The 25,236-nt window shown below is 36.2% G+C and carries 26 protein-coding genes; 5 read left to right on the plus strand and 21 right to left on the minus strand.

Annotation, left to right across the window (positions count from 1 at the left end; genetic code table 11):
• Window positions 1-49 precede the first annotated feature (49 nt).
• Complete coding sequence (locus VXM77_RS08295; RefSeq protein WP_338505980.1) at window positions 50-1,342, plus strand: ISL3 family transposase; 1,293 nt, start codon at window positions 50-52, stop codon at window positions 1,340-1,342.
• Window positions 1,343-1,412: 70 nt separating this feature from the next.
• Here VXM77_RS08295 and VXM77_RS08300 read toward each other — a convergent pair whose 3' ends face one another.
• From VXM77_RS08300 to VXM77_RS08375, 16 genes are all read right to left on the minus strand, one after another.
• Window positions 1,413-2,336: a tetratricopeptide repeat protein gene (locus VXM77_RS08300; RefSeq protein WP_262950952.1), complete on the minus strand. Its 924-nt coding sequence runs from the start codon at window positions 2,334-2,336 to the stop codon at window positions 1,413-1,415.
• 22 nt (window positions 2,337-2,358) lie between these two features.
• Window positions 2,359-2,868 carry a metallophosphoesterase gene (locus VXM77_RS08305; protein ID WP_338505983.1) on the minus strand — a complete coding sequence of 170 codons (510 nt, stop codon included), beginning with the start codon at window positions 2,866-2,868 and terminating at the stop codon, window positions 2,359-2,361.
• Between the two features lie 13 nt (window positions 2,869-2,881).
• Window positions 2,882-3,475 carry an XTP/dITP diphosphatase gene (locus tag VXM77_RS08310; RefSeq protein WP_338505985.1) on the minus strand — a complete coding sequence of 198 codons (594 nt, stop codon included), beginning with the start codon at window positions 3,473-3,475 and terminating at the stop codon, window positions 2,882-2,884.
• A 12-nt stretch (window positions 3,476-3,487) separates the two neighbouring features.
• Window positions 3,488-4,198, minus strand: coding sequence for a ribonuclease PH (gene rph, locus VXM77_RS08315; protein ID WP_161832351.1), 711 nt, complete (start codon window positions 4,196-4,198; stop codon window positions 3,488-3,490).
• 57 nt (window positions 4,199-4,255) lie between these two features.
• On the minus strand, window positions 4,256-5,254 hold the full coding sequence (locus VXM77_RS08320) for a GerMN domain-containing protein (RefSeq protein ID WP_161832352.1): 999 nt from the start codon (window positions 5,252-5,254) through the stop codon (window positions 4,256-4,258).
• 120 nt (window positions 5,255-5,374) lie between these two features.
• Entirely contained in the window at window positions 5,375-6,475 is a 1,101-nt protein-coding gene (locus tag VXM77_RS08325; protein ID WP_161832353.1) for an exonuclease domain-containing protein, read from the minus strand.
• Between the two features lie 518 nt (window positions 6,476-6,993).
• Entirely contained in the window at window positions 6,994-7,206 is a 213-nt protein-coding gene (locus VXM77_RS08330) for a LuxR C-terminal-related transcriptional regulator (RefSeq protein ID WP_161832354.1), read from the minus strand.
• Between the two features lie 109 nt (window positions 7,207-7,315).
• Window positions 7,316-9,121, minus strand: coding sequence for an excinuclease ABC subunit UvrC (gene uvrC, locus VXM77_RS08335; protein WP_262950954.1), 1,806 nt, complete (start codon window positions 9,119-9,121; stop codon window positions 7,316-7,318).
• A gap of 101 nt (window positions 9,122-9,222) precedes the next feature.
• Window positions 9,223-9,675, minus strand: coding sequence for a DUF4362 domain-containing protein (locus tag VXM77_RS08340; protein ID WP_161832356.1), 453 nt, complete (start codon window positions 9,673-9,675; stop codon window positions 9,223-9,225).
• A 327-nt stretch (window positions 9,676-10,002) separates the two neighbouring features.
• Window positions 10,003-10,356, minus strand: coding sequence for a 30S ribosome-binding factor RbfA (rbfA, locus tag VXM77_RS08345; RefSeq protein WP_161832357.1), 354 nt, complete (start codon window positions 10,354-10,356; stop codon window positions 10,003-10,005).
• A gap of 35 nt (window positions 10,357-10,391) precedes the next feature.
• Entirely contained in the window at window positions 10,392-12,374 is a 1,983-nt protein-coding gene (gene infB / locus VXM77_RS08350) for a translation initiation factor IF-2 (RefSeq protein WP_161832358.1), read from the minus strand.
• Between the two features lie 79 nt (window positions 12,375-12,453).
• Window positions 12,454-12,789, minus strand: coding sequence for a ribosomal L7Ae/L30e/S12e/Gadd45 family protein (locus VXM77_RS08355; protein WP_161832359.1), 336 nt, complete (start codon window positions 12,787-12,789; stop codon window positions 12,454-12,456).
• A gap of 9 nt (window positions 12,790-12,798) precedes the next feature.
• A complete protein-coding gene (locus VXM77_RS08360) occupies window positions 12,799-13,071 on the minus strand; it encodes a YlxR family protein (protein WP_161832360.1) in 273 nt (90 codons plus the stop codon).
• Window positions 13,072-13,098: 27 nt separating this feature from the next.
• A complete protein-coding gene (nusA, locus tag VXM77_RS08365) occupies window positions 13,099-14,154 on the minus strand; it encodes a transcription termination factor NusA (RefSeq protein WP_338505995.1) in 1,056 nt (351 codons plus the stop codon).
• A 15-nt stretch (window positions 14,155-14,169) separates the two neighbouring features.
• Complete coding sequence (gene rimP / locus VXM77_RS08370; RefSeq protein WP_338505997.1) at window positions 14,170-14,637, minus strand: ribosome maturation factor RimP; 468 nt, start codon at window positions 14,635-14,637, stop codon at window positions 14,170-14,172.
• A gap of 170 nt (window positions 14,638-14,807) precedes the next feature.
• On the minus strand, window positions 14,808-15,551 hold the full coding sequence (locus VXM77_RS08375) for an RNA methyltransferase (RefSeq protein WP_338505998.1): 744 nt from the start codon (window positions 15,549-15,551) through the stop codon (window positions 14,808-14,810).
• A 247-nt stretch (window positions 15,552-15,798) separates the two neighbouring features.
• Here VXM77_RS08375 and VXM77_RS08380 point away from each other — a divergent pair, with 247 nt between their 5' ends.
• The 4 genes from VXM77_RS08380 (at window position 15,799) to VXM77_RS08395 (ending at window position 16,876) form a co-directional block, all read left to right on the plus strand.
• A complete protein-coding gene (locus VXM77_RS08380; protein WP_161832364.1) occupies window positions 15,799-15,996 on the plus strand; it encodes an alpha/beta-type small acid-soluble spore protein in 198 nt (65 codons plus the stop codon).
• Between the two features lie 102 nt (window positions 15,997-16,098).
• A complete protein-coding gene (locus tag VXM77_RS08385; RefSeq protein WP_161832365.1) occupies window positions 16,099-16,284 on the plus strand; it encodes an alpha/beta-type small acid-soluble spore protein in 186 nt (61 codons plus the stop codon).
• A gap of 79 nt (window positions 16,285-16,363) precedes the next feature.
• Complete coding sequence (locus VXM77_RS08390) at window positions 16,364-16,561, plus strand: alpha/beta-type small acid-soluble spore protein (protein WP_161832366.1); 198 nt, start codon at window positions 16,364-16,366, stop codon at window positions 16,559-16,561.
• Between the two features lie 111 nt (window positions 16,562-16,672).
• On the plus strand, window positions 16,673-16,876 hold the full coding sequence (locus VXM77_RS08395) for an alpha/beta-type small acid-soluble spore protein (RefSeq protein WP_161832367.1): 204 nt from the start codon (window positions 16,673-16,675) through the stop codon (window positions 16,874-16,876).
• 1,013 nt (window positions 16,877-17,889) lie between these two features.
• Here the strand turns inward: VXM77_RS08395 and VXM77_RS08400 are convergent.
• From VXM77_RS08400 to adhE, 5 genes are all read right to left on the minus strand, one after another.
• Complete coding sequence (locus tag VXM77_RS08400; RefSeq protein WP_161832832.1) at window positions 17,890-18,591, minus strand: hypothetical protein; 702 nt, start codon at window positions 18,589-18,591, stop codon at window positions 17,890-17,892.
• Complete coding sequence (locus VXM77_RS08405) at window positions 18,584-19,231, minus strand: ATP-binding cassette domain-containing protein (RefSeq protein WP_161832833.1); 648 nt, start codon at window positions 19,229-19,231, stop codon at window positions 18,584-18,586. Before VXM77_RS08405 ends, VXM77_RS08400 begins: the two co-directional genes overlap by 8 nt.
• A gap of 50 nt (window positions 19,232-19,281) precedes the next feature.
• The gene (locus VXM77_RS08410) at window positions 19,282-20,763 is read right to left on the minus strand and encodes a hypothetical protein (protein WP_338506003.1); all 1,482 of its coding nucleotides are present in this window, start codon (window positions 20,761-20,763) and stop codon (window positions 19,282-19,284) included.
• A gap of 17 nt (window positions 20,764-20,780) precedes the next feature.
• A complete protein-coding gene (locus VXM77_RS08415) occupies window positions 20,781-21,608 on the minus strand; it encodes a hypothetical protein (protein WP_161832835.1) in 828 nt (275 codons plus the stop codon).
• A gap of 641 nt (window positions 21,609-22,249) precedes the next feature.
• On the minus strand, window positions 22,250-24,847 hold the full coding sequence (gene adhE / locus VXM77_RS08420) for a bifunctional acetaldehyde-CoA/alcohol dehydrogenase (RefSeq protein ID WP_262950453.1): 2,598 nt from the start codon (window positions 24,845-24,847) through the stop codon (window positions 22,250-22,252).
• Between the last annotated feature and the right edge of the window lie 389 nt (window positions 24,848-25,236).

Genomic DNA, 25,236 nt, shown 5'->3' on the forward strand with positions numbered 1-25,236 from the left:
AAATTCTATACAATGTAATCGACCAAAAAAACACGAAAGGATTGGGTTTATGTCTCACACTAATTGTATCTCAACTTTACTTGATTTAAAAGATAAAAATATTACTTTTTCAAAAAATTGTATCCAAGAAACTCAGATTAAGAATGTTCGTTCTAAACTTATTTTGGGAACTCTTTCTTTTCAACCGACTCATTGCTACCACTGTGGTCATTCTTTTGACTCAAATATCATTAAACACGGCTTCAAAACTTCACGTATTAAGCTAGTCAAAATTTCCGGATTTGATGCTTATCTAGACTTAAAAAAACAACGTTATAAATGCCGTCATTGTGACCGAACATTTACCCTAGAAACATCTCTTGTTAACCCTAATTGTTTTATTTCCACTCCCGTAAAACAAGCCATCTTTTTAGAAGCTAGTCATAAGAAATCCGAAACAGATATTGCACGTGAGCTTAACGTTTCTCATTCAACCGTTAACCGCGTCATTCATTCTTCCTATGAAGAACAGCCGCTTCCCTTTAATTCTCTCCCAAAAGTTCTTTGTTTTGACGAGTTTAAGTCGGTTAAATCGGCCGAGGGAGCAATGTCCTTCATTTTTTGTGATGCGTCCAATGGAAAGCTAATTGATATCGTTGAAGACCGTCGCTTAAGTACACTAAGGACTTATTTTATGCGATTTTCTAAAGCAGCTCGTGAAGGTGTAACCCACGTCGTCATTGACATGTACGCCCCTTATATGACACTCATTAAAGAGGTATTCCCTAAGGCTAAGATTGTTTTAGATAAATTTCATATCGTTCAACTAGTCTCTCGTGCTCTTAATAAAACACGCATTCGTTTCATGAATCAAAATAAAGAGTTTTATAATAAATTCAAACATTATTGGCGACTTCTCTTAAAAGCCCAAGAAGATCTTAATGCCACTCATTACTTCTATTCCAACTGCTTCAAAAAGATGATCTCTCAACAAGAAATTATTGACTTTTTATTAGCCCTAGACCCTGAACTAAAGGAGACTTATGATTTCTACCAAACTGTCCAACAGGCTATTAAACTTCGTAACCTTGAAATATTTCATCATGCCATTCAACACCCCTCTGACCTGCTTTCACACGAAATGAAAACAGCTTTAAAAACACTCACTCATTATCAAGATTATGTCAAAAATACTATCGAAACTCCTTATACAAATGGAGTACTCGAAGGAATTAACAATAACATTAAAGTCATTAAACGTATTGCCTTCGGATACCGTAGTTTCTACCATTTCAAAGCAAGAATTTTGATTATTCATAAATACACTTTTGAACAAAAAAAGAAGAGGAACCAAGCCGTCTAAAGAATGGCCTAATTCCTCTTGATTACATGTATAGATTTTATTCACCCACACGATTTGACAAAGAGCCATTTTATTGATACATCGCCTGATAGCGAGGTAACTTTTTCACCTGCACTAACTCATCGTCTGATTTCATATAATCCAGTAAACTTGGACTAATCTGCGTCGCAATCTGGATGTCATCTAATGACTTTTCAAATTCATTGAGTAACGCATAGCAACACGCTCGATTATAATAAAGCACCGACATTTGCGGATTATATTTAATCCCCTCCGTATACAACTTGATACTTTCTTCATAGTCCTCAAATACTTCTTTATAAATCAGCGCAAGATTCAAATAAGTAAACGCATATTGAGGATTCGCACCCAGTGACTTTCTATAATAACGGATAGCTTCTTTTACTTGTCCAAGTTTACGGCATGCCACACCTAAGTTGAATAATGCCGTATAGTCTGCTGGATTAACTTGATGCGCACGGTAAAAATAATGATACGCCTTCAAGTTTTTATCTTCCGCCTCATAAATGCATCCTAAATTGATATACGCGTAGTAATATGAGGGATCGATTTCAATGGTTTTTTCATAGTGAGCAATCGCCTTTTGATTGTCGCCCAATTCATCATAAATATTAGCTAAGAAAAAGTGGGCTGTTTCGTATTCCGGATCAAGTTCAATGGTTTTTTGATAATAATAAATCGCTCGTTCATAATCTTCATGATCATCATAAATAGTCGCTAGTCCATAATATGACGTTGGAAACGTAGGATCCACCTCAATCATTTGTGAAAAGATGGCGATTGCTTGTTCCGGATTTTCAACCTCATCATACAAAAAGGCTAATTCTAACATGAGATCTAAATCTTCACACCCATAGGTGGTTTGATACGCATTAATAAAATGTTCTAATGCTTTCATCGGATTACCAATTTCTAAATAATGGGCTCCGACTGCTTTTTGATTTAAATAATACTGGTAAGTTTGTTCTGTCACGAGTCCCCCCTACCTTTCTCATTTAACGTTTAAATGTTTGACGAATTAAGGTCTCGCCAGTGCCCCCTTCTAGATAAGCCACTTCAAACGCTCGATCGGACACCGTAATGATAGCATACGTTTTTTCTCGTGTATTCCGGGGAAAAGAAAGACTTCCAGGATTCATAAATAAAATCCCCTCTATCATTTCAGCTCCGACATAGTGCGAATGTCCATAACAAACCAAGTTGGCTCCTACCTCTAAGGCTTGATAGTATAATTTTTGTAAGGAGTATTTCACTCCATACGTATGGCCATGTGTCATAAATAAGGTGACGTCATGCGCCAAAGACTCCACTCGCTTTAACGGGGCCTGTGACCGATAGTCACAGTTTCCACAAACACTCAAATAGCCTTGCATCGCAGCATCGTCATCAAGGAGTTCGCTATCCCCACAGTGAATGAATAAATCGGCCTCCTGTAAATGACGTTCGCGAATCGCTAAAAGGTCCCAATCATTTCCATGACTATCACTCACAGCAACAATTTTCATCTGTGCGCCCTCCTTACAATAGTTTCTCTAAGTAAGGTTGAAGCTTCACAAAAGCATCTGCACGATGACTTAACACATTCTTTTCACTTTTTGGAAGTTGTGCCATTGTTTTTGATAAATGAGGGAGATAAAAAATGGGATCATAACCGAATCCCTCGGTTCCTAGACATTCCGTTAAAATGCGACCTTCGCATGTTCCACGAACAACCACTTCATCACCTTGAGGAGTCACAATAGCTAACGCACAAACAAAACGCGCCCCGCGCTCATCTGTTGGAACACCTTCTAATTCATGAAGGACTTTTAAAATATTATCCTCATCATTTCGCCCCTCACCTGCATAACGTGCGCTATACACGCCAGGACGTCCATCAAGAGCATCGACCTCAAGCCCCGAGTCATCGGCAAGCACCATCTGATTAAATTGACTGGCAATCGCTCGCGCTTTAATTAAAGCATTTTCTTCAAATGTTTTACCATCTTCAACGATGTCATCCATTTCTTCAAAATCAAGAAGAGATTTCACACGGACGTTATACGGTTTAAATATATGTTCAAATTCTTTGGCTTTACCTGCATTTTTCGTTGCAATAATTATTTCTTTCATCTTAACGACTCCTTAATTCACCTGTTTTTGTAAATCAATCAATTCTCGGATTCCTTGACTAGCAACGTCAAGCATCTTAAGTAACTCGGCATGCGAGTATGTCGCTTCCTCTCCCGTTCCTTGAATCTCTACAAATTGTCCGCCCTCAGTCATAATGACATTCATATCAACTTCGGCGACAGAATCCTCATCGTAATCAAGATCAAGAATAACTTCACCATTTAAAATTCCAACTGAAATAGCAGCCACGTATTCTTTTAACGGCGACTTTTCTAACACTTGATCAGCAACTAAGCGGTCAAATGCTAATTTTAAGGCGACCATTGCCCCCGTAATAGAAGCTGTTCGTGTTCCTCCATCTGCTTGGATAACATCGCAGTCAATCCAAATGGTGCGTTCACCTAATGCCTCAAGATCAACAGCTGCGCGAAGTGAACGACCAATTAGACGTTGTATTTCCATCGTTCTCCCACTTTGTTTTCCACGAGCAGACTCGCGAATATTTCGGGTATTCGTCGCTCGCGGTAACATCGAATATTCAGCTGTAATCCAGCCTTTTCCTTGACCACGCATAAATGGTGGTAACTTATTTTCAATCGTCGCCGTACAAATCACCTTGGTGTTTCCAAAAGAAACAAGGACAGCTCCTTCTGGATGTGTTATATAGTGAGGAATGAATTCGACAGTTCTACGTTCATTATTTTTACGTTCGTTTGTTCTCATATTATCACCTTACTTGCCAAATTAAAACGTTCATCCTCTATTATAACATAATCCTTTTTAGTGAGCCTCAATAAATGATTCCACGTTTGTTCGTGCCGTTGGAACCGCAATCGAACGAGACGTATCATCCATGACTTTAATATTACCATCAATCGAAACAGAAACCATCTCAACTTCATCCACTTCCGTTAACGTCATAACTAATTGTTTTAGCATCGTCGACGAAACCTCCGTTTGATCATTATTATAATATAAATCCGAGCTGAAGTTTAAAGAAAGCAGCCCATCTGTTAACACCGGATCCTCTAATAACGTTGTATTTTGATCAAAAACACTCACATAATTTTCACCAGCTGGCCCTTGAATTAAAGCTGAAACAGCATAAGTGATTGGATCGATGGTATCAGAGATTAAACGCGTCACTGGAACAAGTAACCCTTCTTTACTATCATCCGTCATAAAATATAGCGTCACTAATTGCGTATGATCTAAACTCATCGTATCGATCTCTAAGTTAATTCCCATTGAACGATCAAGACCACGCTCAACTGACATTGCCCCATTTAAATTAGACATTGCCTTTCCATCAATTTCAAATTTTACCTTATCAACATCCGGTAATTCCGTATAAGTCCAAACAATTGATGATAATAAATCGGCTTCGTCATCAGAGGTATAATCTAAAAATTCTGATGATAAATCTAACGTTAATGTTCCATTTTTCAATTTATAATCATTTAATTTTGCATCAGGCGAAACAAGGGATGTCGTATTCGTTGGTAACTGATTGGCATTCGTTGTTAAAAGACTAAAAATCTCCTCAATGCGGTCTGTCTGCTCCCCTTTTTTCACATAAGTTTTCACTAAATTATTTGAATCATGGAGCGCATAAACCGCGTAATAGTCTTCTGATGAATACATCGTTTGTTCTTGCTTTTGTTCACTCATCGTATTCACTAAGTTACTCGTTGCAGGATCTGAAGAATGACTCGCATAATAAATAAATAACATGGCAAGGACAGGTAACGTTAATCGTTTGATCCATTTTGTTTGCATTTTTTTCACCTCTTTTTCAATATATACCTACTATATGAGGGAATAAAAAAAAGATAACCTTTTGAACAGGTTATCTCATAAGTCGACAAAACCACACAGGATGAACAAGCAACGTCCTTGCTAGCGGAGTGCCCGATTGGTCATCATCATTAAGTAATTCTCCTTAAATGGATAGTTTTCTTTCGTTAATAAAATAGACTTAAATTTATAAAAAATATTTCGTAAGACAAGAGCGTCCACTAATGCATCATGAATCTGCGCCCCGTTAAACATTTCATAACTTCGCATCGCATTGTAAAGTCCAATATCCTGCCCGATTTGATAATATTGACGATGAATTCGTTGTAAATCAATCAAGCGTTCAGGTTCAAACAAAGGACTCACATGATTAATTTGGTAAGAATTTTCTAAAATAAATCCATCGGAAACGCCCCAGACCAAGAACACAGGATTATATTTTAAAATCACTTCCTTAATGCAGTCATAAAAATTGCGATAGCTCATTCCGTACGCAACGGCTGATGGCGTAATCTTCAAAAATTCTTGTGCTTTCATCGTTAAATGAGGAAATAATGTTGGTCTCACATAGGCTGAAAATTTTTCAACTAAATTTCCATCCGAATCTGCCACAATCAATCCAAACTGGATAATTTCCGGTTGAAATTTCATTCCCCGATATTCTGGACCACTCATTGAAAATTCTAAATCTAAAAAAGCATAATATGGGGATTCGACTAACGTCTTTAACGTCCGTTGCAATTCCCGCTTCACTCCTTGTGTATTTTCACCCTTTTTCTTAGGATCCGTTATAATAGAAGTTAAGGCATAGTAAGAAGCGTTCTTTAACTTAAATTCCATGGGATTATACGTAAAGTGTAAAAAGTCCCCTGGTTTGTATTGATATTTAATTGTATTAAAATGTTTATAAGGAATATAAAAGTGTAAAAGTTTGCCATTGATATGTAAAGAGATTCGCGGAATAGCTAAATTTAGCGACTGTATCTTACCCTTTAATTCCTTCATCGGTTGTACCATTAATTCTAAATGATTCACCCGATTCTTTGCCCCTAAACTATATTGCACGGACTGCCCTATTAAAGAAGGCGATACCGTTAGTTTCGGATCAAACGAAAACCACGTTTCATTTATAAATATTTTATGTTCTTCACCATTTATTTTCAAAACAACACCGGTATGTCCGAGCATTCTTATCACTTCCATCTAGTCGCCCCCTCTCATGCGTGGAGTGGGACCCTCATTTTCTAAAGTTTGAACCTTTCGGCTCCTCGTTTACTACTATTATAGTACATTTTTTGCCTTTAATCTACTAAGAGCCTACTTTTTTCTTATAACTAACCCATTTTTTTCCTATCTATCTTCTGAAAAAATAACACGTCCAAAAAATAAGAAACAGGTGATAGCGCTCATTGGTCTTGATTGTCTCTCGTTCATGCGGCAAAAAAATGCCCACCGATCCTGGGGCCCGTCTGAAGGAAGTCGAACAAAAGAATGACCTCACGTCCACTGTTTACCGCTTCTTTTAGCGCACATAAAAAAATACTTTCATGAGCATCTATCCGCATTCCCTCTTCCTAATAAGACGAAGGACGGTTTTTTTATGACTGATGAAAGTATTTATCTTATTTATGGGACTTATCCTGCTCTTTTTCCCTATTCGCTCGACCTTGGAAAAAGACAGGGTTTAATTCTTTAGGATAAACTAACATTAAGGGATCGCCTTATAGTGTAATAACACCAAGTCTTAAAAGCTCAACAATAGCTTGAGAGCGTCCCTTAACATTTAATTTTAAAATCACATTCGAAATATGATTTCGAACGGTTTTTTCACTGATTGATAGTTGATCGGCAATCTCGCGAGTGGTCAAGTTATGAACCAGTAAATCAAATATTTCTTTTTCACGTTTCGTTAAAATTGACTGACCTTTATTCAAGCTTTCTACCCCCTTATTCTGTTGAGGTAGTCATTTTCCTCATTGACATGGTGACCTGTTCACCACATCTAATATATCCTATGAGAAAAACTTAAATAAGTGCCTATAATTAGCGAGAGATCTCATCCTTTTTTTGTAACTCCTCGCTGATAAATAATTTAATTCGGCTAATTAACTCGTTAGAAAATCCCAGTTGCTGATATTGTTGATCATCCGCCTCTAACATCTTTTCAAGTGAGCCGAAATTTTGAATCAGAACCCGTTTTCTCTTCGGTCCAATCCCCGGAATTTCATCCAAAATAGACGTTAGCTGACGGTTCTTTGAACTTTGATGGTGGAAACTTAATACAAATCGGTGAACTTCATCCTGAATTCGCGTCAATAGGTTAAACACATTGGCTCGCCCTTTTTTCTTTAAATCAATTTCCTCCATATCACGTCCATCAAGTAAAATAGACGTTCGATGCCTCTCATCCTTCACCAAGCCAACAACAGGAATAGCTAAGTTTAACGACGCTAAAACCTCCATAGCCACTCTTACCTGACCTTTTCCCCCATCCATCACAATTAAATCCGGTGCCGGTAGTCCCTCATTTAACACCTTAAAATATCGGCGATAAACAACCTCTTTCATTGCTTGGTAATCATCGCCATCTGATGTAGTTGTAATTTTATATTTACGATATTCCTTTTTATCTGGACGACCATCTGTAAACACTACCATTGCAGAAACTGTGTCCATTCCTTGGTGATGAGAATTATCAAACGCTTCAATGCGATGTGGCGTCGGTAAATTTAATAACTCCCCTAACTTTTCAACCGCTTTTAAGGTCCGCTCCTCCTGCTTTTCAATTAACTGCATTTTTTCACTCAAAGCCATTTGAGCATTTTTCATCGCTAACTCAACAAGTTCTTTTTTTTCACCCTGTTTTGGAACAACCACTTTGACATCCAATAACGCGCTTAAAAGCTCCTGATCAAGCGTTGCCGGAATAAATATCTCCTTTGGCTTTAACGTATTACTTCCTTGATAAAAACGTCCGATAAACGTCATAACCGCCTCATGAACATCAGAAATTCCGTCAAAGATAGAAACCTCTCGTTCAATGACTTTTCCTTGGCGAATAAAAAAGACCTGCACACACACCCGTCCGTCCTCTTCGGCATAGCCGAAAACATCACGATCAATAAAGTCATTGAGTGTCATTTTCTGCTTTTCAATCGTTGCCTCAATATGATACATTAAGTCCCGATACTCTTTAGCACGTTCAAACTCTAAATTTTCAGCTGCCGCTTCCATTCGCTTCACTAAATCCGCTTTTATCTTTGAATAATCCCCCTTTAAAACACGTGATATTTCATCGAGATACGGCTTATAGACAGCGGATGACACCTCATACTCGCAAGGTCCTAAACATTGATGAATATGATAGTACAAACAAACCTTCTTCGGAATCGTATGACATTTTCTCAAAGGGTAAAGTTTATTTAATAAACGTAAGGTTTCATTGGCTGCCGTTGCATTAGGGTATGGCCCAAAATATTTACCACCGTCTTTTTTTATTTTACGCGTAATCACCAGGCGTGGATGCTGCTCATTTGTAATTTTAATATAAGGATAATGTTTATCATCCGTTAACATAATGTTATACTTCGGGTCATATTTCTTGATGAGATTAATTTCTAAGACGAGTGCCTCAAGTTCACTCGTCGTAATAATATATTCAAAATCAACAATTTCACGAACTAAACGCGCCGTCTTTCCATTATGAGAACCCGTAAAATAGGATTTCACTCGGTTTTTTAATCGTTTTGCTTTTCCAACATAGATGACTTGTCCCTTTGCATCCTTCATCAAATAGCATCCTGGATTCATCGGAAGTAAAGATAACTTATCCTTTAATAGTTGATTCATAATCTAATCACCTCTTTACTTATTCAATTGCCTTTAACTTCACACTAAAAAATCCTAGCTTTCTTTCACCATTCATGAAAGGTTCCTAGGATTAGTGTGGATTATTCATTTAAATTATATGATAAAATTGCTCGTTCTTCTTCACCATTTACTAAGAGATACGTAATTTTATCTTTCTTATAAATTTTTTTCATCGATTCGTAAACTTTAACTTTATACTCTTTTCGTCCCTGACCATCATCATTCATATCATAAAAGAGTTTTAACTTCCCATTTGAAAAATGTAATTCATAAATTTCATACTTTCCTGCCTGGGATAAAGCCATGATGATATGATCATCATTTCCACGACGCATCTGTTTATAGAATCGCTCTAGACGAGCTAAATTCAACACTTTTCCGTCTTGTTGAATCACATGACCGTCTAACTCCCCTTGTACAATATCATATGTTTCATGGGCGCTAACAAGTAAATTAGTATTTCCTTTAAAAAAGAAACTCCCTACTAACATTAAAATCATGACAACGCCAACACTGACTCCTGCTTTTTTCACAAATTCCCACCGCCTATTGTGTCACTTATACTATTATTTTATCATTCACTAACTGTCGAAAACAAGAGATTCCTGAGCGTAATTCCCTAATTGTTGATATAATTCCATTATTTTATTCGTTTACGTTAGATTTAAACGATAATTGAAGTTATTTATGGACTCTTTTCTTTTTTTAGAAAAACAATAGAACTTTTTTATTTTCATGAGACATTTTGTAAAAATGCCACCGTGTCTCTACCTTTTTCACCACCTCGGTGAGAAAAGTGGCATGCGTCAGTTCCTACTATAAAAAAGAGGACATCTACCATCTAGATGTCCTCGCACTTTTTACATTTTTCCTTGTCGACGTAAATCTGCCAACATAGTATCAATTTTATTTCCGTACGCAATTGATTCATCAATTTCAAAAATTAAATCAGGAACCTTACGTGTAGACATACGTTTTCCTAATTCGCTACGAATAAATCCTTTCGCACGAGTTAGGGCCTTCGTTGCTGCTTCACGACGGTTTTCTCCACCTAACACAGAATAATAGATTTTACAAAATGATAAATCACTTGTTACCTCTGCCCCTGTGACCGTTACAAATCCTACTTTAGTATCCTTAATTTCATTCATGATGATATCTGTTACATCACGTTCAATTTGTTTTGAAAGTTTTTGTACTCGAATCTGTGACATCTTCAATCACCCTTTTTCATCTAATTCTATCTTAACTATGCGCGCTTAACTTCTTCCATCACGTAAGCTTCAATAATGTCGCCTTCTTTAATATCATTATAACGTTCGATTGTGATTCCACACTCATAACCGTAATTTACTTCTTTAACTTCGTCTTTAAAACGTTTTAATGAACCTAATTGTCCTTCGAAGACAACAATTCCATCTCGAATAACACGAACACTTGCATTACGAGACACAGATCCATCTGTTACATAACATCCGGCGATTGTTCCCACTTTAGACACTTTAAATGTCTGACGAACTTCTAATTGTCCAGTTACTTTTTCTTCGAAGATTGGGTCTAACATCCCTTTCATCGCTGCTTCGATTTCTTCAATTACTTTGTAAATAATTGAGTGTAAACGGATATCTACGCCTTCTGCATCTGCTTGATTACGAGTTGTTGCCGATGGACGAACGTTAAATCCAATAATAATCGCATTTGAAGCCGCTGCTAACGTCACGTCTGTTTCTGTAATCGTTCCGACTGATCCGCGAATAATATTAATTTTAACCCCTTCAACATCAATTTTTTGAAGTGATCCACTTAAAGCTTCGACTGAACCTTGCACGTCCCCTTTGATGATCACATTTAATTCTTTCATTTCTCCCTCTTGAATTTGTGAGAAAAGTTCATCTAATGAAACGGCCTTACCAGGTTTATTTCCTAACTCACGAGCGTTTGCCGCACGTTGGTCTGCAATTTGGCGAGCCTCTTTTTCACTTGGGAAGACCATGAAACGATCTCCAGCTTGAGGCACATCATTTAATCCCGTAATTTCAATTGGTGTTGATGGTCCCGCTGTGTCAATACGTTGATTTAAATCATTAACCATGGCACGCACACGTCCGTGTGTATTCCCAACAACAATTGCATCTCCAATACGTAATGTTCCGTTTTCTACTAATAAAGTGGCAACTGGCCCACGACCTTTATCTAATTTCGCTTCGATAACTGTTCCCGTTGCTAAACGTTTTGGATTTGCTTTATATTCATTCATTTCAGACACAAGGTTAATCATTTCTAATAAATCATCAATTCCTTCTCCTTGTAAAGCAGATAACTTAACATAAATCGTATCTCCTCCCCAATCTTCAGGAACTAATGAGAATTCAAGTAATTCTTGCATAACACGTTCTGGGTTTGCCGTTGGCTTATCCATTTTATTAATGGCAACAATAATTGGAACTCCCGCTGCCTTAGCATGATCGATGGCTTCTTTTGTTTGTGGCATAACCCCATCATCAGATGCAACAACAAGAACACAGATATCTGTCACTTGAGCACCACGAGCACGCATCGATGTGAATGCAGCATGGCCTGGTGTATCTAAGAATGTAATAACATTTCCACCATGATTAACTTGGTACGCCCCGATATGCTGAGTAATTCCTCCTGCTTCACCTGTAACAACGCGTGAATTACGAATAGCATCTAATAATGTTGTTTTTCCATGGTCAACGTGTCCCATAATTGTAACAACCGGTGGACGTTTTTCTAAATCTTCTTCTGAATCTTCAATCACAATTTTCTCAAACTCTGTAACATCGGTAAAAATCTTATCTTTAACTTCAAACCCTGCTTCTTCTGCTAATAATTCTACTGTTTCACGATCTAATGTTTGATTAACTGTCGCCATCATTCCAAGCATTAATAATTGCTTAACAATTTCGCCTGTTGATTTTCCTAAACGTTCTGCTAAATCACCTACTGTTAACTCCTCACTGTAATAAACAATAGCCGCATCTTTATCTTCTTTAACAGGCACGTTTGCAATACGATCGCTTTTTTCATTTTTTGTTTTCTTTTGATTTGATTTTTTCTTTTTCGTAATTTTCGGACGTTTTACTTCTACATATTCATCGTATTTAAATAAATCATCATCATGAGATGAATCTTTTCCGCCCTTTGCTTGTACATGATCTTTATTCTTTAAATTTTTATCTAACATCAATATAACATCGTCTCCTAACATGACATGTTTGATTAAGAATTTAATCTTTAAAATTATCCGTTAACTCGTAACTTCTAATCGTTAATTCACTGATAAATTCTTAGTTTGTCGTCTCATTTAATGTATGCATCTGTGCATGAATCTTATTCTTTAAAGCTTTCGAAAAATTAGGATCCGTGATTCCAATGACTTTACGGAAGTCTTTCCCTAAAGCATGACCAAGCTCATCGCTCTGTCCTTTTTGAACCCACTCTATTCCATAAAACTTGCATTTATCCGTTACTTTTTTAAACGTATTTCCACCGATATCTTCTGCTAATATAACGAAATGAACTTTTTTACTTTGGATAGCTCCAACGACTAACTGTTCACCTGTTATAACTGCTCCGGCGCTAAATGCTAATCCTAAAAAATTTAACCATTGCCGATTATTCATCGTCTTCACCTATTTCACTTGTTTTTGAGCCTGCTTAGCCAATTCCTCATAAATAGATTCAGGAACTTCAACTTCTAAATGACGGCTTAAAACATTTTTTTTACGAGCAAGCGCTACAACTTCCTCCGTTAAGTGAAGGTAAACACCACGACCATTTTTTTTACCTGTCGTATCAACCGATACCTCACCATCTGTTCCACGAACAATACGAATTAATTCCTTCTTTGGCTTTTTCTCACCTGTAATCACACATTTACGCATCGGGATTTTTCTTTGTTTCATTCCATGACCTCCTTGCGTGACCTTTTCCTATAATTCAATATCTAAATTAGCAGCCTCTGATTCCGGTTTAATATCAATTTTCCATCCTGTTAATTGGGCAGCAAGTCGAGCATTTTGCCCGCGTTTTCCAATCGCTAAAGATAATTGATTATCTGGAACTAACACCGTTGTCGCTTTTCTTGATTCATCTACAACAACCTTTGTTACTTGTGCTGGGCTTAACGCATTAGCAACTAATACTTCTGGATCTTTTGAGTAGTGAATAATATCAATTTTCTCTCCGTTTAACTCGTCAACAATGTTTTGAACACGTTGTCCTGATGGTCCAACGCAAGCTCCAACTGGATCCACGTTTGGGTCCTCAGAGAAGACACAAATTTTTGTACGGTCCCCTGCATCACGAGCAACTGACATAATTTCAACCGTTCCATCATAAATTTCAGGAACTTCTAACTCAAATAAACGTTTAATTAAATTAGGATCTTTACGTGAAACGTAAACAACAGGTCCTTTATTTTTTGATTCGATCTTACTAATATAAACTTTAATACGTGAATTAGGTTTGATTTCATCTGGGTTCATAATTTCACGCATCGGAAGTAAGGCTTCAATTTTTCCTAAGTCAACAAACACATGTTTTCCATCATCTTTTACGACAATCCCAGTTACAATTTCACCTTCGCGATCTTTAAACTCTTGAAGCAAGTTATCGCGTTCTGCTTGGCGAATACGTTGTTTCACCACTTGTTTAGCCGTTTGCGTTGCAATACGTCCAAAATCTTTTGGCGTTACCTCAAAGTTGATAATATCTCCTTCTTCGTAATGAGGATTAATTTTCATCGCTTCTGAAAGGCTAATTTGTTCTTGCGGACGTGTGACGTCTTCTGTTACTGTTTTTTGTTGATATAATTTAACAGTTCCTGTGTGTTCATTAATTTCAACTTTAACATTTGTCGCTTGATTAAAATTTTTCTTATATGCACTAATTAAAGCGTGTTCAAAAGCCTCGATAATAATATCTTTTGAAATACCTTTTTCTTTTTCTAATAATTCAAGAGCAGCAAAAAACTCTTTCGTATTCATTCTGATATATCCTCCTTAAAACTTAATTGCAAGTCGAACCTTAGATGCCATGTCATAAGGAATTTCAACTGTTTTTTTACGTGTTTTAACCATGATTTCTAATTGCATGATTTCGTCTTCAAAATTTGTTAAATATCCTTCAAATTCTTTTTGACCATCAATCGCTTTATATGTTCTTACATTAATATAAGATCCTAGGGCACCCTTCACCGCCTCTTGCGTCTTTAACGGACGCTCAGCACCCGGTGATGAAACCTCTAATACATACTCACCTTCTATATAATCCTGTTGATCTAATTGTTGACTTAATGCCTCAGCAACGTCTGCGCACTGATCGATATCAATTCCCTCTGGTGTATCTACATACACGCGAAGAAAAAACGACTGCCCTTCTTTTACATATTCGACATCCACAAGTTCAACACCCGCCGCTTCACAAATCGGTTGAACCAACATTTCTGTTTGAGCTACGATATTTGACATTAGGATTTCACCTCTTTCAAACATTTTAACCATAATACAAAAGAGTGGGAAACCCCACTCTTTCTCGAAATACTATGTGAAATTATTGTAACACACTTTCATCCATGAGTAAAGGCATTGATGAATAATTATCTTTTTCGAGGAAGGAAGACGAAGGTCTTTCCTCCTTATTATTGACGAAAATGATACATTATAATACTTCCCGCAATCGAAACATTTAAAGATTCAATATTTTCACTCATTTCAATAAAAATATTTTGATGCGTTAACTCTAATAATTCCGTTTGCACGCCACTTCCCTCATTTCCTAACATAAAGGCCATTCGTGGAAATTCCTCAATGGTTGAAAGCGGAGATCCGTGATAAAGGCTTGTTCCAAAAACATGGATTCCTTGTTCCATCAGTCTTTTAATATAGTCCGATAACGAATGAGATTCCATGGCCAAGGTAAAAATGGCACCCTGTGTTGATCGAATCACTTTTTCATTATAAACATCGACACAACCCTCACCTAAGATAACCCCATCAAAACCGAAGGCAACCGCACTTCTTAGTAACGTTCCTAAATTTCCTGGATCTTGAACACGGTCTAGGAGTAATAATCGGTTCATTTCTGTTACGGGCTTTTGTTTCATCTCACAAACGGCCATCACCGATTGAGGTGCCTGAGTAGATGCCAATTGGGTAAATAAACTCTCTTTTAATTGGTACACCGTACACTCGTGAGGTTGAATTGAATCAGGCAACTGACTATGTTCCCTTATAATGATCTCCTTTACCACTTTTGCTTTTAAGGCCTCTAAAACTAAATGTTCCCCTTCAACAATAAATTGATTGAATTGGGAACGATATTTCTTCTGTTTTAATTTCATCCATCGTTTTACATTTGAATTATTACTTGATTCGATTAGCATTTAATCACCTATTATTTATAGAATTCCTTTTTCATACACTATTTTACACTATTCGTCCCTATCTTTTTAACCTTTTATCCAGATTATTTTAGACATTTATCCGATTTATCAAGACATTCTTGTGAAGTTAAATGAACTATTTCTTCATCTTTTTCAAGTGAACGAGATAAAAAAATAAAAAAAATTATTTTTTCGTGTATCTTTTTGTCGATAGTGCACAAATTATGATTGTCAGGAGGTGATAAACATGGCAAACCAATCAAGCAAAAATAAATTAGTGGTTCCTGGTGCAAAAGATGCCGTCAACCAAATGAAAGCCGAAATTGCAAACGAATTCGGTGTTCAACTTGGAGCTGATGCAACTGCTCGTCAAAACGGTTCAGTTGGTGGTGAAATCACTAAACGTCTCGTTAAACAAGCACAACAACAATTCAGCCAAGAATAGAATTTAACGTCATTCTTTAAGTAAAAAATGGCTCTGATTAAGTAGTATTTATCCTCTATTTCTTAAGTTTTATACAAAATGTTAGGTTAGGAGGTTATCATCATGGCAACACGTAATAAATTAGTGGTTCCTGGTGCTCAAAATGCAATTGATCAAATGAAAGCCGAAATTGCTAAAGAACTTGGTGTAAACTTTGGCCGTCATGCAACAGCTAAAGAAAATGGTGCAGTTGGTGGCGAAATTACTAAACGTTTAATTGCAAAGGCTAAACAAAGTTTAACTAAATAATTCCATTTTTCCGATTTAGAGTTGTAACAGCGTTTAAAAATTACATTTTCCCTTAATGGTATGTCAGGAGGTTATTTATATGTCAACACGTAATAAATTAGTGGTTCCTGGTGCTCAAAATGCAATTGATCAAATGAAAGCTGAGATTGCTAAAGAATTCGGTGTAAATTTAGGCCCTGATACTTCTTCACGCCAAAATGGTTCTGTCGGTGGAGAAATTACAAAACGCTTAGTTAAACAAGCTCAACAACAATTAAGCGGTAACTCTCAAGAGTAATCTAGTTTAGTTATTCATACGATTTATTTAAATACGGGTAGCAGGGTGCCAGTTCAAAGACATCTGTCATAAAATAATCGGCACTCGCTACTTTATAAGGAGGTCATTCAAATGGCTAGTCAATCAAAAAATAAATTAGTAGTGCCTGGAGCAAAAAATGCAATCGATCAAATGAAATATGAGATTGCGAGTGAACAAGGTGTTCAATTAGGTGCCGATGCAACAGCTCGCCAAAACGGTTCTGTTGGTGGAGAAATTACTAAACGTTTAGTTAAACAAGCCCAACAACAATTAGGGGCTCAAAGCCAAGAATAATAAAAGAACCTTATCCTTATACATGTATCAGTAGATGAAGTTAATGAGGGTCTTCTCACTCATAAAGAATCCCCTCCCCCGACTAGAAGAAAGGACTTCTCCTTCTTCTAGTCTATAAAAAATGATGACTTTCATCCTAATAAAAATGTGAGGGATAACTATGACAACTAATCCGCCTACTATGTAGATTCTTTCCAAACAACTACACTTTATATTTATAAATGAGGTGTTCCCATTGGAGTCTTTGAGCTTTAAGTTAACCGATTTCTATTAACTTCCGTTAGTAAATGAGGTGTTTCCGTTGGAGTGATTTAGTTTTAAATCTACCTAATTTTATTAACTTCTGTTAGTAAATGAGGTGTTCCCGTTGGAGTCTTTAAGCTTTAAGTGAACCGATTTCTATTAACTTCTGTTAGTAAATGAGGTGTTCCCGTTTGAGTCTTTAAGCTTTAAGTTAACCGATATTTCTATTAACTTCCGTTAGTAAATGAGGTGTTCCCGTTGGAGTCTTTAAGCTTTAAGTTGACCGATTTCTATTAACTTCTGTTAGTAAATGAGGTGTTTCCGTTGGAGTCTTTAAGCTTTAAGTTAACCGATTTCTATTAACTTCTGTTAGTAAATGAGGTGTTCCCATTGGAGTCTTTAAGCTTTAAGTTAACCGATTTCTATTAACTTCTGTTAGTAAATGAGGTGTTCCCATTGGAGTCTTTAAGCTTTAAGTTAACCGATTTCTATTAACTTCTGTTAGTAAATGAGGTGTTCCCATTGGAGTCTTTAAGCTTTAAGTTAACCGATTTCTATTAACTTCTGTTAGTAAATGAGGTGTTCCCGTTGGACTGGTTTAACTTTAAATCTATCCGAATCTACCATAGTAAAAGTAGCACAGCATGCTGTGCTACTTTTTTTGTTTCTTAGGAGAGGGCTCCTTATCAGAAAAAGACGATCTATCATGAAGATAAATCGCCTTTTTTTATATTTAAAAAAGGAGGTTTATCCTATTATTAGGACGCCCCTTACTTTTTTAAATATTTAGTAAGAATCTGATTTTTTAAGCTAATATAGTGGTTAAGTATTTGCTTATCGTTTATTAAAAGTTCGTAATCCCGGGTTTGCCCCCACGTCTCTAACAATTGACCCTCATCCATTAACTGAGATTCGACCTCTGTATTTATAGTTAACGGATATTTAGCGTATAATTGCGAAGTTGGTAAGAATGATCGTTTCTCTTCCTCTGACCACTTATAACCCTGTGGAGCTTGTAAATGGCTCAAAAACAAGATGTATTTATTCCCATCTTGAATCAATTGATAACCCGATGAGTCAAAGTAGCCATTTTGATGATCATCCATCCATTTGATGAAATACGCCGGTTCGTAAAGGATAATTTCATCCCCTGAATTAACCTCCCCCTTTAATACTTTATCGATAACTAGAGTCGTTTTCGTTGCCTGTTTGACTAATTCCCTTTCTCGAACCTCAGAAACTGTCACGATTAAATCCGATGCTTTCTCCAACTCCTCTACTGTTTGAATATCATCATTAAAATAATTCATCGGCCGATAAGAAAAGGATTCTGCTTGAAAGTGTTGAAATTCCTCAAAATTTGCAATTTTATTATTCAAATCGAAAGATTTTCTTGTCACTTGCCCAAAAATAAAAGCTCCACCAATGAGTAAGATGATGGTAAAAATGAATAATTTTGTTCCTTTACTCATACGTCGTCACCTCTGAAAGTCTTCCGCTCTCCATTTTCATAAAAACATCGGCCAATAATCGGATGTCATCTTTATTATGACTTGCAATTAAGACAATTGCCCCTCGCTCTTTTTCCTCAATTAGAATTTGTCTTAACAATTGGACCGCCTCTTCATCTAAGGCATTTGTAGGCTCGTCAAAAACAATCAAATCCGGGTTTTCCATAATCCCCTGGGCAATCGCTAATCTTTGTTTCATTCCCAAAGAGTATTTTTTTACTGGTCGTTTATCCTGCGGGTCAAGCCCAACTCTTCGTAAAGATTCTATGATTTCCACATCAGTTATTTTTCCCTGAATAGATGCTAACATCTTTAAATTTTCAAATCCACTAAACTCTTTCCAAAATGACGGAGTTTCAATAATGACTCCTACATTAGGAGCATACGAAACATCCCGATGAAGTTTGAGATCGTTGAAATGGATCTCCCCTGTTGTTATTTTAATTAATCCACAAATCGCACGAAAAAGCATCGTTTTACCCGACCCATTTCTTCCAAAAATACCATAAATCTTTCCTGATTCAAATGTTGCAGAAATATTTTTTAAAACATCGTCATGACCTATTGTTTTAGAAACATTCATTAAAACTACATTATGCATTTTTTTCACCCCAATTAAAAATTTAAATGTTCACTTCATTTTTTTACTATTTAATAATTTTCTGTCTTTTTAAACACGTGATATAATACTCCACTACAAACAAGAAGACCCACTAACAGATAAACAAAAGAAAAACTAAATGTAAAACTTGTATGGGTTAACGCCATTAATTCAGTATGCCACGACATCACAATTTGCGAGACAGGAAGCCATTTTATCATAAATAAAAATGATGGATGCCATTCATACAAATAAGCCACCATAAGAAAAGACGCATAAAACACCGTAATGGTAACGATTCCTCCTAAACTACTTTTCGTTAAAAAACATACAAGATTAGAAAGAAGAGTCATCAAACTAAAAAATAGTACGAGTAATCCGAAAAGAATTGCAACTTCTTCAAATAAATACAACTCGAAATGATAACCCAAAAAGACAGAGAGCCCCAAGGTCATCATGATAAGCCCCGAACAAAAAAGAGTACTTTCTTTTAGCAATTCACTCATCATTTTGACGAACCAAATCCTTTTACGTTGAATTCTTGTGAGAACAAGCTCTCCCCTCTCAAAATAATCACGATATATCTTGTCTCCATTTAAGGAGATAAAAGAAATAAACGGCAGGGAAAAGATAAATATCGGAATAATGGTTTGTAAAAAATCAAATTCTACGACATTAAACATCGACAAGGTTGCTTCAAACATACTTCCTTCTTGTTGAAGATTCCCAATTAAATAGGAATATACCGTTAAAACAATAGCACAAGTTAGGGCATGAATAAGTAATCTTTTATGATTAAATAAGCCCACCCTTTTTAGAAAATAACGTTGTCTCTGAAGACGTCCTCGCTCCCGATGCATACGCTGTAATAAAATAAAAGTACCCAGCCAAAGGAAACTCATCACAACCAATGCGACTAAATTATCTTGTATATCTCCACCTGGAAGAAACCAATTGTTTAAATAGATGATCCGACTGATTGAAAGATTAGGTTGGCGAAGAAGATCCCCTAGCAATTCTGGAATTTGGAGTAGGACGACCCCTATTAAAAATGAAACAATGGATTGGTTTGTTTTTAATTGGATTAATAGCTGTAAATTTCCTAATAGATTAAAACCAATAAATTGTAGGCAACTCGAGAATAAAATTAAAATGAGGGCTACTGGCGATTGGTCGGCTACTAAAATCCACACTCCTAAAAGAAAAAACGGCAAGTTAAACAACGTAACAAACAGACAAGCGTTTATCATGATTAACTTTAATTGCCCCATCAATTTTTTTCGACTACCTTTAAATCTTAGAAGAACCTGAATATTTGTATATTGATTCCAAAACCACATTAAAATAACTAAAAATAAAGGACAGATAAAAAAATTTATAATAACTGTGTTAGATTGAATAGAGTATAATCTTTCAAATTGATAAAATAGCCCCGAATAACTCCTAAATGCAAGGAAGGAATAAAGAACCGAGAGCGTGAAACTTACCATTAATAAGGTCCTTCCAAATCCCCCTAACCAAATGCGTTTCAACAAATTTTTCTCAAAGATCATGACTCAATCAACTCCACTCGCCGAGTATAAATAATAAGAAGGCCAATAGCAATCACAACTAAACCAATGAGCCATAGAAAAGGGGTAATTGCACTGCCAAGAGCATAGGGTCTAAACGCAATATGCCAACTCCAACGTTCCATTCCAGTTAGCGCTAATGCTAATCCCCCCATAATAAATCCGATAAAAATACCAATGATGGTTAAATAACTATTTTTCCCTACCCAGTTAACCACGGAAAAAATGAATACGGCGAGGACGCTCGCAAAAAGGCTAATTAATAAAACATAAAAATACGTATATCCCCATTCTGAATTTAACCTTAGCAAATCAAAAGCGTAAAGGGAAGAGTATTGATTCAATCCAATATCGTATGCTGGAAAACTAAGGTCACTATCCCCAGCAATACTTGGAAAAGTAAAATAAGTTAATAGGATATTAACGCTTAAACTAAAAAAAGAAATGACAAATGGGAGCGTCATGACAGCAAAAACTTTAGATACCATAATTCGCTTTAATGACGTCCTCGTTAAAAGAAGCGATAATGTCCCATTGTTTTTTTCTAAAATAAAATTATCTGAATATAAAAAACCTGCCAATAATGGCAACAACATTGTAATAAGACTAAGAAAATAACTACTATAACAACTAATCATAATCGTCATTTGACTTGCCCTTCGAATAAACGAAAAGGATGTCCCATAAAACTCCAAGCAATTAACTAAAAATGCTAAAATACAAATCAAAAGAAATAGCATCGAAATAAATCTAACCTCAATCCGACGAAACCCTTTCCTCAATTCGTTAAGATACAACTCCCACACAATTAATCCTCCTTTGCCTACTCCTCTATCATATCAACCATTGGTGTTGTCATTAGAACCGTGAAGTTATCCTAAAAACTCTCCTAGATATTAATAAAAAACTACACTTTAAGAAACTAATTTCAAAGGATAGTTTTAAATCGACAATTGTATATTATCTAATGATTTTATAACTTTCATTTTCTTAAGACATTCTTACCGGTTTTGATACATGACTTACATGGTCCAATGACAAGTTATTCATGCTGACTCTCTTCTCATCTTGCCTATCAACTTGTTACCTCCATTATACTACCTTTATTTCCCTAATTGTGTTTTTTTGTGATTTATGTTTTTTTTAATAAAAAAATGTATAAAAAGGGATATCTATGTCTCTTAAAATTAAAATCATTTTATACCGCCAAGCCATGAAATGAACTGAAGGCGCGTTGTCCCTCTTAAAAATAAATAGTGAAGTCTGACTCGCAAACAACATTTATCGTTTACCATTGATTGAAATTATAAATCAAACACACCTTGCGTCTTCTTTCATTGATTAATTCCCTCTGTAATGACTCATTCTCCCACATAAAAAGGCGATCCACCCTAAGGTAGACCGCCTTTTTTGTCAGAGTAAGTATGCGAAATTTAAAATAAAAAACTTATTTTGCTTCTCCATAGAAAGCATTTAAATATAATTGTTTGATATCTTGAATTAATGGATAGCGAGGATTTGCTGCTGTACATTGATCATCAAATGCTTCTACAGCTAAGCTATCAAGTGATGCTAAGAACTCCTCTTCTGATACATTACATTCTGAAATGCTTGCCGGAATATTAATTTCTTGTTTTAATTCGTTAATTTTACGAATTAAAGCTTCTACTTTTTCTTCATCCGTATTTCCTGTTAATCCTAGATAATCTGCTGCTTTTGCATAACGCTCAATTGCTTGAGGTGTTTCATATTGTGGGAATGTTCCTTGTTTAAATGGTGCATCTGTCGCGTTATATTTAATGACTTCATTAATAAGTAAGGCATTCGCAATTCCATGAGGAATATGGAATCTTGCTCCTAATTTATGTGCCATTGAGTGACATAATCCTAACATTGCATTAGAAAATGCCATTCCTGCCATACATGAAGCATTGGCCATTCTTTCTTTTGCCACCTTCGCCTCAGCTCCTCCATGGTAAGACTCTGGAAGATATTCAAAAACTAATTTTGCAGACTCGAGTGATAATGGAATTGTGTATTCCGTTGCAACAGTCGCTACTAAAGATTCAAGAGCATGTGTTAAAACATCAATCCCTGAAGCTGCACATAACCCTTTTGGCATTGATAACATTAAAGCTGGGTCAACAATGGCCATCGTTGGCGTTAATTCATAATCCGCTAATGGATACTTAATTCCTGTTTCATCATCCGTAATAACGGCAAATGGCGTAACCTCTGATCCAGTCCCTGCTGATGTTGCAATACATACAAGGCTAGATTTTTGTCCCATTTTAGGGAAACGATAAATACGTTTGCGAACATCCATGAAACGCATCGCTAAATCAGCAAAATCTGTTTGTGGGTGTTCATATAAAACCCACATAATTTTAGCGGCATCCATCGCAGATCCTCCACCTAGGGCAATGATTACATCTGGTTGGAAATTAGCCATTGCTTCGGCACCTTTTTTAGCATCTGATAATAATGGATCTGGGTGAACATCAGTAAACATCGTGTATTGAATATTATAGCGATCTAACTCATCTGTCACATGTTTCGTATATCCTAAATCAAATAATACTTTATCCGTTACGATGAATGCTCGTTTTTTCCCATCAAATTTTAAATCTTCTAATGCTACTGGTAAGCATCCAAATTTATAGTAAACTTTTGCTGGCACTTTAAACCAAAGCATATTTTCTCTCCTTTTAGCCACTGTCTTAATATTAATTAAATGTTGCGGACCAACGTTTTCTGATACTGAGTTATTTCCCCAAGATCCACAACCTAATGTTAATGATGGGGCTAAAGCAAAGTTGAAGATATCTCCAATTCCTCCGTGTGCCGTCGGTTGATTAATTAAAACAGTTGTTGTACGCATACGTAACATCATTGCTTCAATATCTGCTTTCGCACGTAATTCATCCGCATAAATAGCCGACGTATGTCCTAATCCACTATGGTTCACTAATGTTTCGGCCATTTCTACTGCTTCTTCATGATTTGAAGATTTGTACATTGCTAAAACAACAGACAATTTTTCATGAGCAAAAGGTTCTTCTAAAGAGGTATCCGTTACTTCACCAACTAAGATTTTAGTATCCTTTGGAACTTCAAATCCAGCTAATTCAGCAATTTTATAAGCAGGTTGTCCTACAATTTTAGCATTTAATGCCCCATTGATAATAATCGTACGACGAACTGCCTCTAATTGTTCATCATTTAAAATTAATGCCCCACGTTTTTTAAGTTCCGATTTAACACCTTCATAAATTGCCTCATCAACAATAATTGATTGCTCAGATGCACAAATCACACCGTAATCAAACGTTTTTGAAAGTAGTAAAGAGTTTACTGCCATTGGAACATTACATGTTTTATGGAAAATAACTGGTGTATTTCCTGCACCTACTCCAATAGCTGGCGTTCCTGAAGAGTAAGCTGATTTTACCATTCCTGGACCACCTGTTGCTAAAATCAGATCCACTTCGCGCATTACTGTATTTGTTAATTCAATACTTGGCGCATCAATCCATGCGATTAATCCTTTTGGAGCCCCCGCTGCCTCAATTGTTTCACGAATCACTTGAGCCGTATAATTCGTACAATTTTTTGCACGAGGATGGGCTGAAATAACAATCGCGTTACGCGTTTTAATCGCCATTAAACATTTAAAACATGCTGTTGACGTTGGATTTGTTGTCGGGATGACTGCACCAATTACCCCCACTGGTTCAGCAATTTTTTGAATTCCAAATGATAAGTCCTCTGATAACACTCCACACGTTTTTACATCACGATATTTATTATAGATGTACTCAGATGCATAGTGATTCTTAATGATCTTATCCTCAACTAACCCCATTCCTGTTTCTTCAACTGCCATTTGTGCTAACGGAATGCGCAAATTATTGATTGCCATTGCCGCCTTGTAAAATAATTCGTCTACTTGTTCTTGTGTAAATGTTGCAAACTCACGTTGAGCAGCTCTCATCGTTTCAAGAGTTGACATTAATTCCTCAACATTTGTAATTCTATTTGTCATTCCGACTCCTCCTCAAAATTGTGAATAGATTCACTTTGATTCCTCTTAAGTATACTACATTGTGAATTATTTGTCTAACAAAAACGCGGTTTAATTATATTTTTTTCACAAATTAGTAATAATTAGACACTTAGCTTATTACTACGCTCCTTCCATTTTACACTAGAAGAACCTAGCTCAACTTGTTTTTCGTCCGACACTTCATGACTCATTTCCCCCCTTTATTCGCTCCCTCTGTTTAGGTCCTTATTATCCTCTCTTAATGGATGGCTAACCTTATCGCTTTTAAGTAGGTCTCACCATCCTGTAAGAGGCGAGTCATTCTTAAGACGATACTCCCTTTCCATAAACGTTCAACTCGTTATGACCGTCTAGCGGCAAATAAAAAA

The sequence above is a fragment of the Turicibacter sp. KK003 genome (assembly GCF_037014675.1).
GTDB classification, from domain to species: domain Bacteria; phylum Bacillota_I; class Bacilli_A; order MOL361; family Turicibacteraceae; genus Turicibacter; species Turicibacter faecis.

Coding starts and splice junctions, on each gene's coding strand:
- adhE (WP_262950453.1), bottom strand. CDS start 24,847: ATGACAAATAGAATTACAAATGTTGAGGAATTAATGTCAACTCTTGAA.
- VXM77_RS08395 (WP_161832367.1), top strand. CDS start 16,673: ATGGCTAGTCAATCAAAAAATAAATTAGTAGTGCCTGGAGCAAAAAAT.
- VXM77_RS08310 (WP_338505985.1), bottom strand. CDS start 3,475: ATGAAAGAAATAATTATTGCAACGAAAAATGCAGGTAAAGCCAAAGAA.
- VXM77_RS08325 (WP_161832353.1), bottom strand. CDS start 6,475: ATGGAAGTGATAAGAATGCTCGGACATACCGGTGTTGTTTTGAAAATA.
- VXM77_RS08360 (WP_161832360.1), bottom strand. CDS start 13,071: ATGAAACAAAGAAAAATCCCGATGCGTAAATGTGTGATTACAGGTGAG.
- uvrC (WP_262950954.1), bottom strand. CDS start 9,121: ATGAATCAACTATTAAAGGATAAGTTATCTTTACTTCCGATGAATCCA.
- VXM77_RS08355 (WP_161832359.1), bottom strand. CDS start 12,789: ATGAATAATCGGCAATGGTTAAATTTTTTAGGATTAGCATTTAGCGCC.
- VXM77_RS08380 (WP_161832364.1), top strand. CDS start 15,799: ATGGCAAACCAATCAAGCAAAAATAAATTAGTGGTTCCTGGTGCAAAA.
- rimP (WP_338505997.1), bottom strand. CDS start 14,637: ATGTCAAATATCGTAGCTCAAACAGAAATGTTGGTTCAACCGATTTGT.
- VXM77_RS08305 (WP_338505983.1), bottom strand. CDS start 2,868: ATGAAAATTGTTGCTGTGAGTGATAGTCATGGAAATGATTGGGACCTT.
- VXM77_RS08375 (WP_338505998.1), bottom strand. CDS start 15,551: ATGCTAATCGAATCAAGTAATAATTCAAATGTAAAACGATGGATGAAA.
- VXM77_RS08390 (WP_161832366.1), top strand. CDS start 16,364: ATGTCAACACGTAATAAATTAGTGGTTCCTGGTGCTCAAAATGCAATT.
- rbfA (WP_161832357.1), bottom strand. CDS start 10,356: ATGTCACAGATTCGAGTACAAAAACTTTCAAAACAAATTGAACGTGAT.
- VXM77_RS08320 (WP_161832352.1), bottom strand. CDS start 5,254: ATGCAAACAAAATGGATCAAACGATTAACGTTACCTGTCCTTGCCATG.
- rph (WP_161832351.1), bottom strand. CDS start 4,198: ATGAGAACAAACGAACGTAAAAATAATGAACGTAGAACTGTCGAATTC.
- nusA (WP_338505995.1), bottom strand. CDS start 14,154: ATGAATACGAAAGAGTTTTTTGCTGCTCTTGAATTATTAGAAAAAGAA.
- VXM77_RS08405 (WP_161832833.1), bottom strand. CDS start 19,231: ATGCATAATGTAGTTTTAATGAATGTTTCTAAAACAATAGGTCATGAC.
- infB (WP_161832358.1), bottom strand. CDS start 12,374: ATGTTAGGAGACGATGTTATATTGATGTTAGATAAAAATTTAAAGAAT.
- VXM77_RS08295 (WP_338505980.1), top strand. CDS start 50: ATGTCTCACACTAATTGTATCTCAACTTTACTTGATTTAAAAGATAAA.
- VXM77_RS08385 (WP_161832365.1), top strand. CDS start 16,099: ATGGCAACACGTAATAAATTAGTGGTTCCTGGTGCTCAAAATGCAATT.
- VXM77_RS08400 (WP_161832832.1), bottom strand. CDS start 18,591: ATGAGTAAAGGAACAAAATTATTCATTTTTACCATCATCTTACTCATT.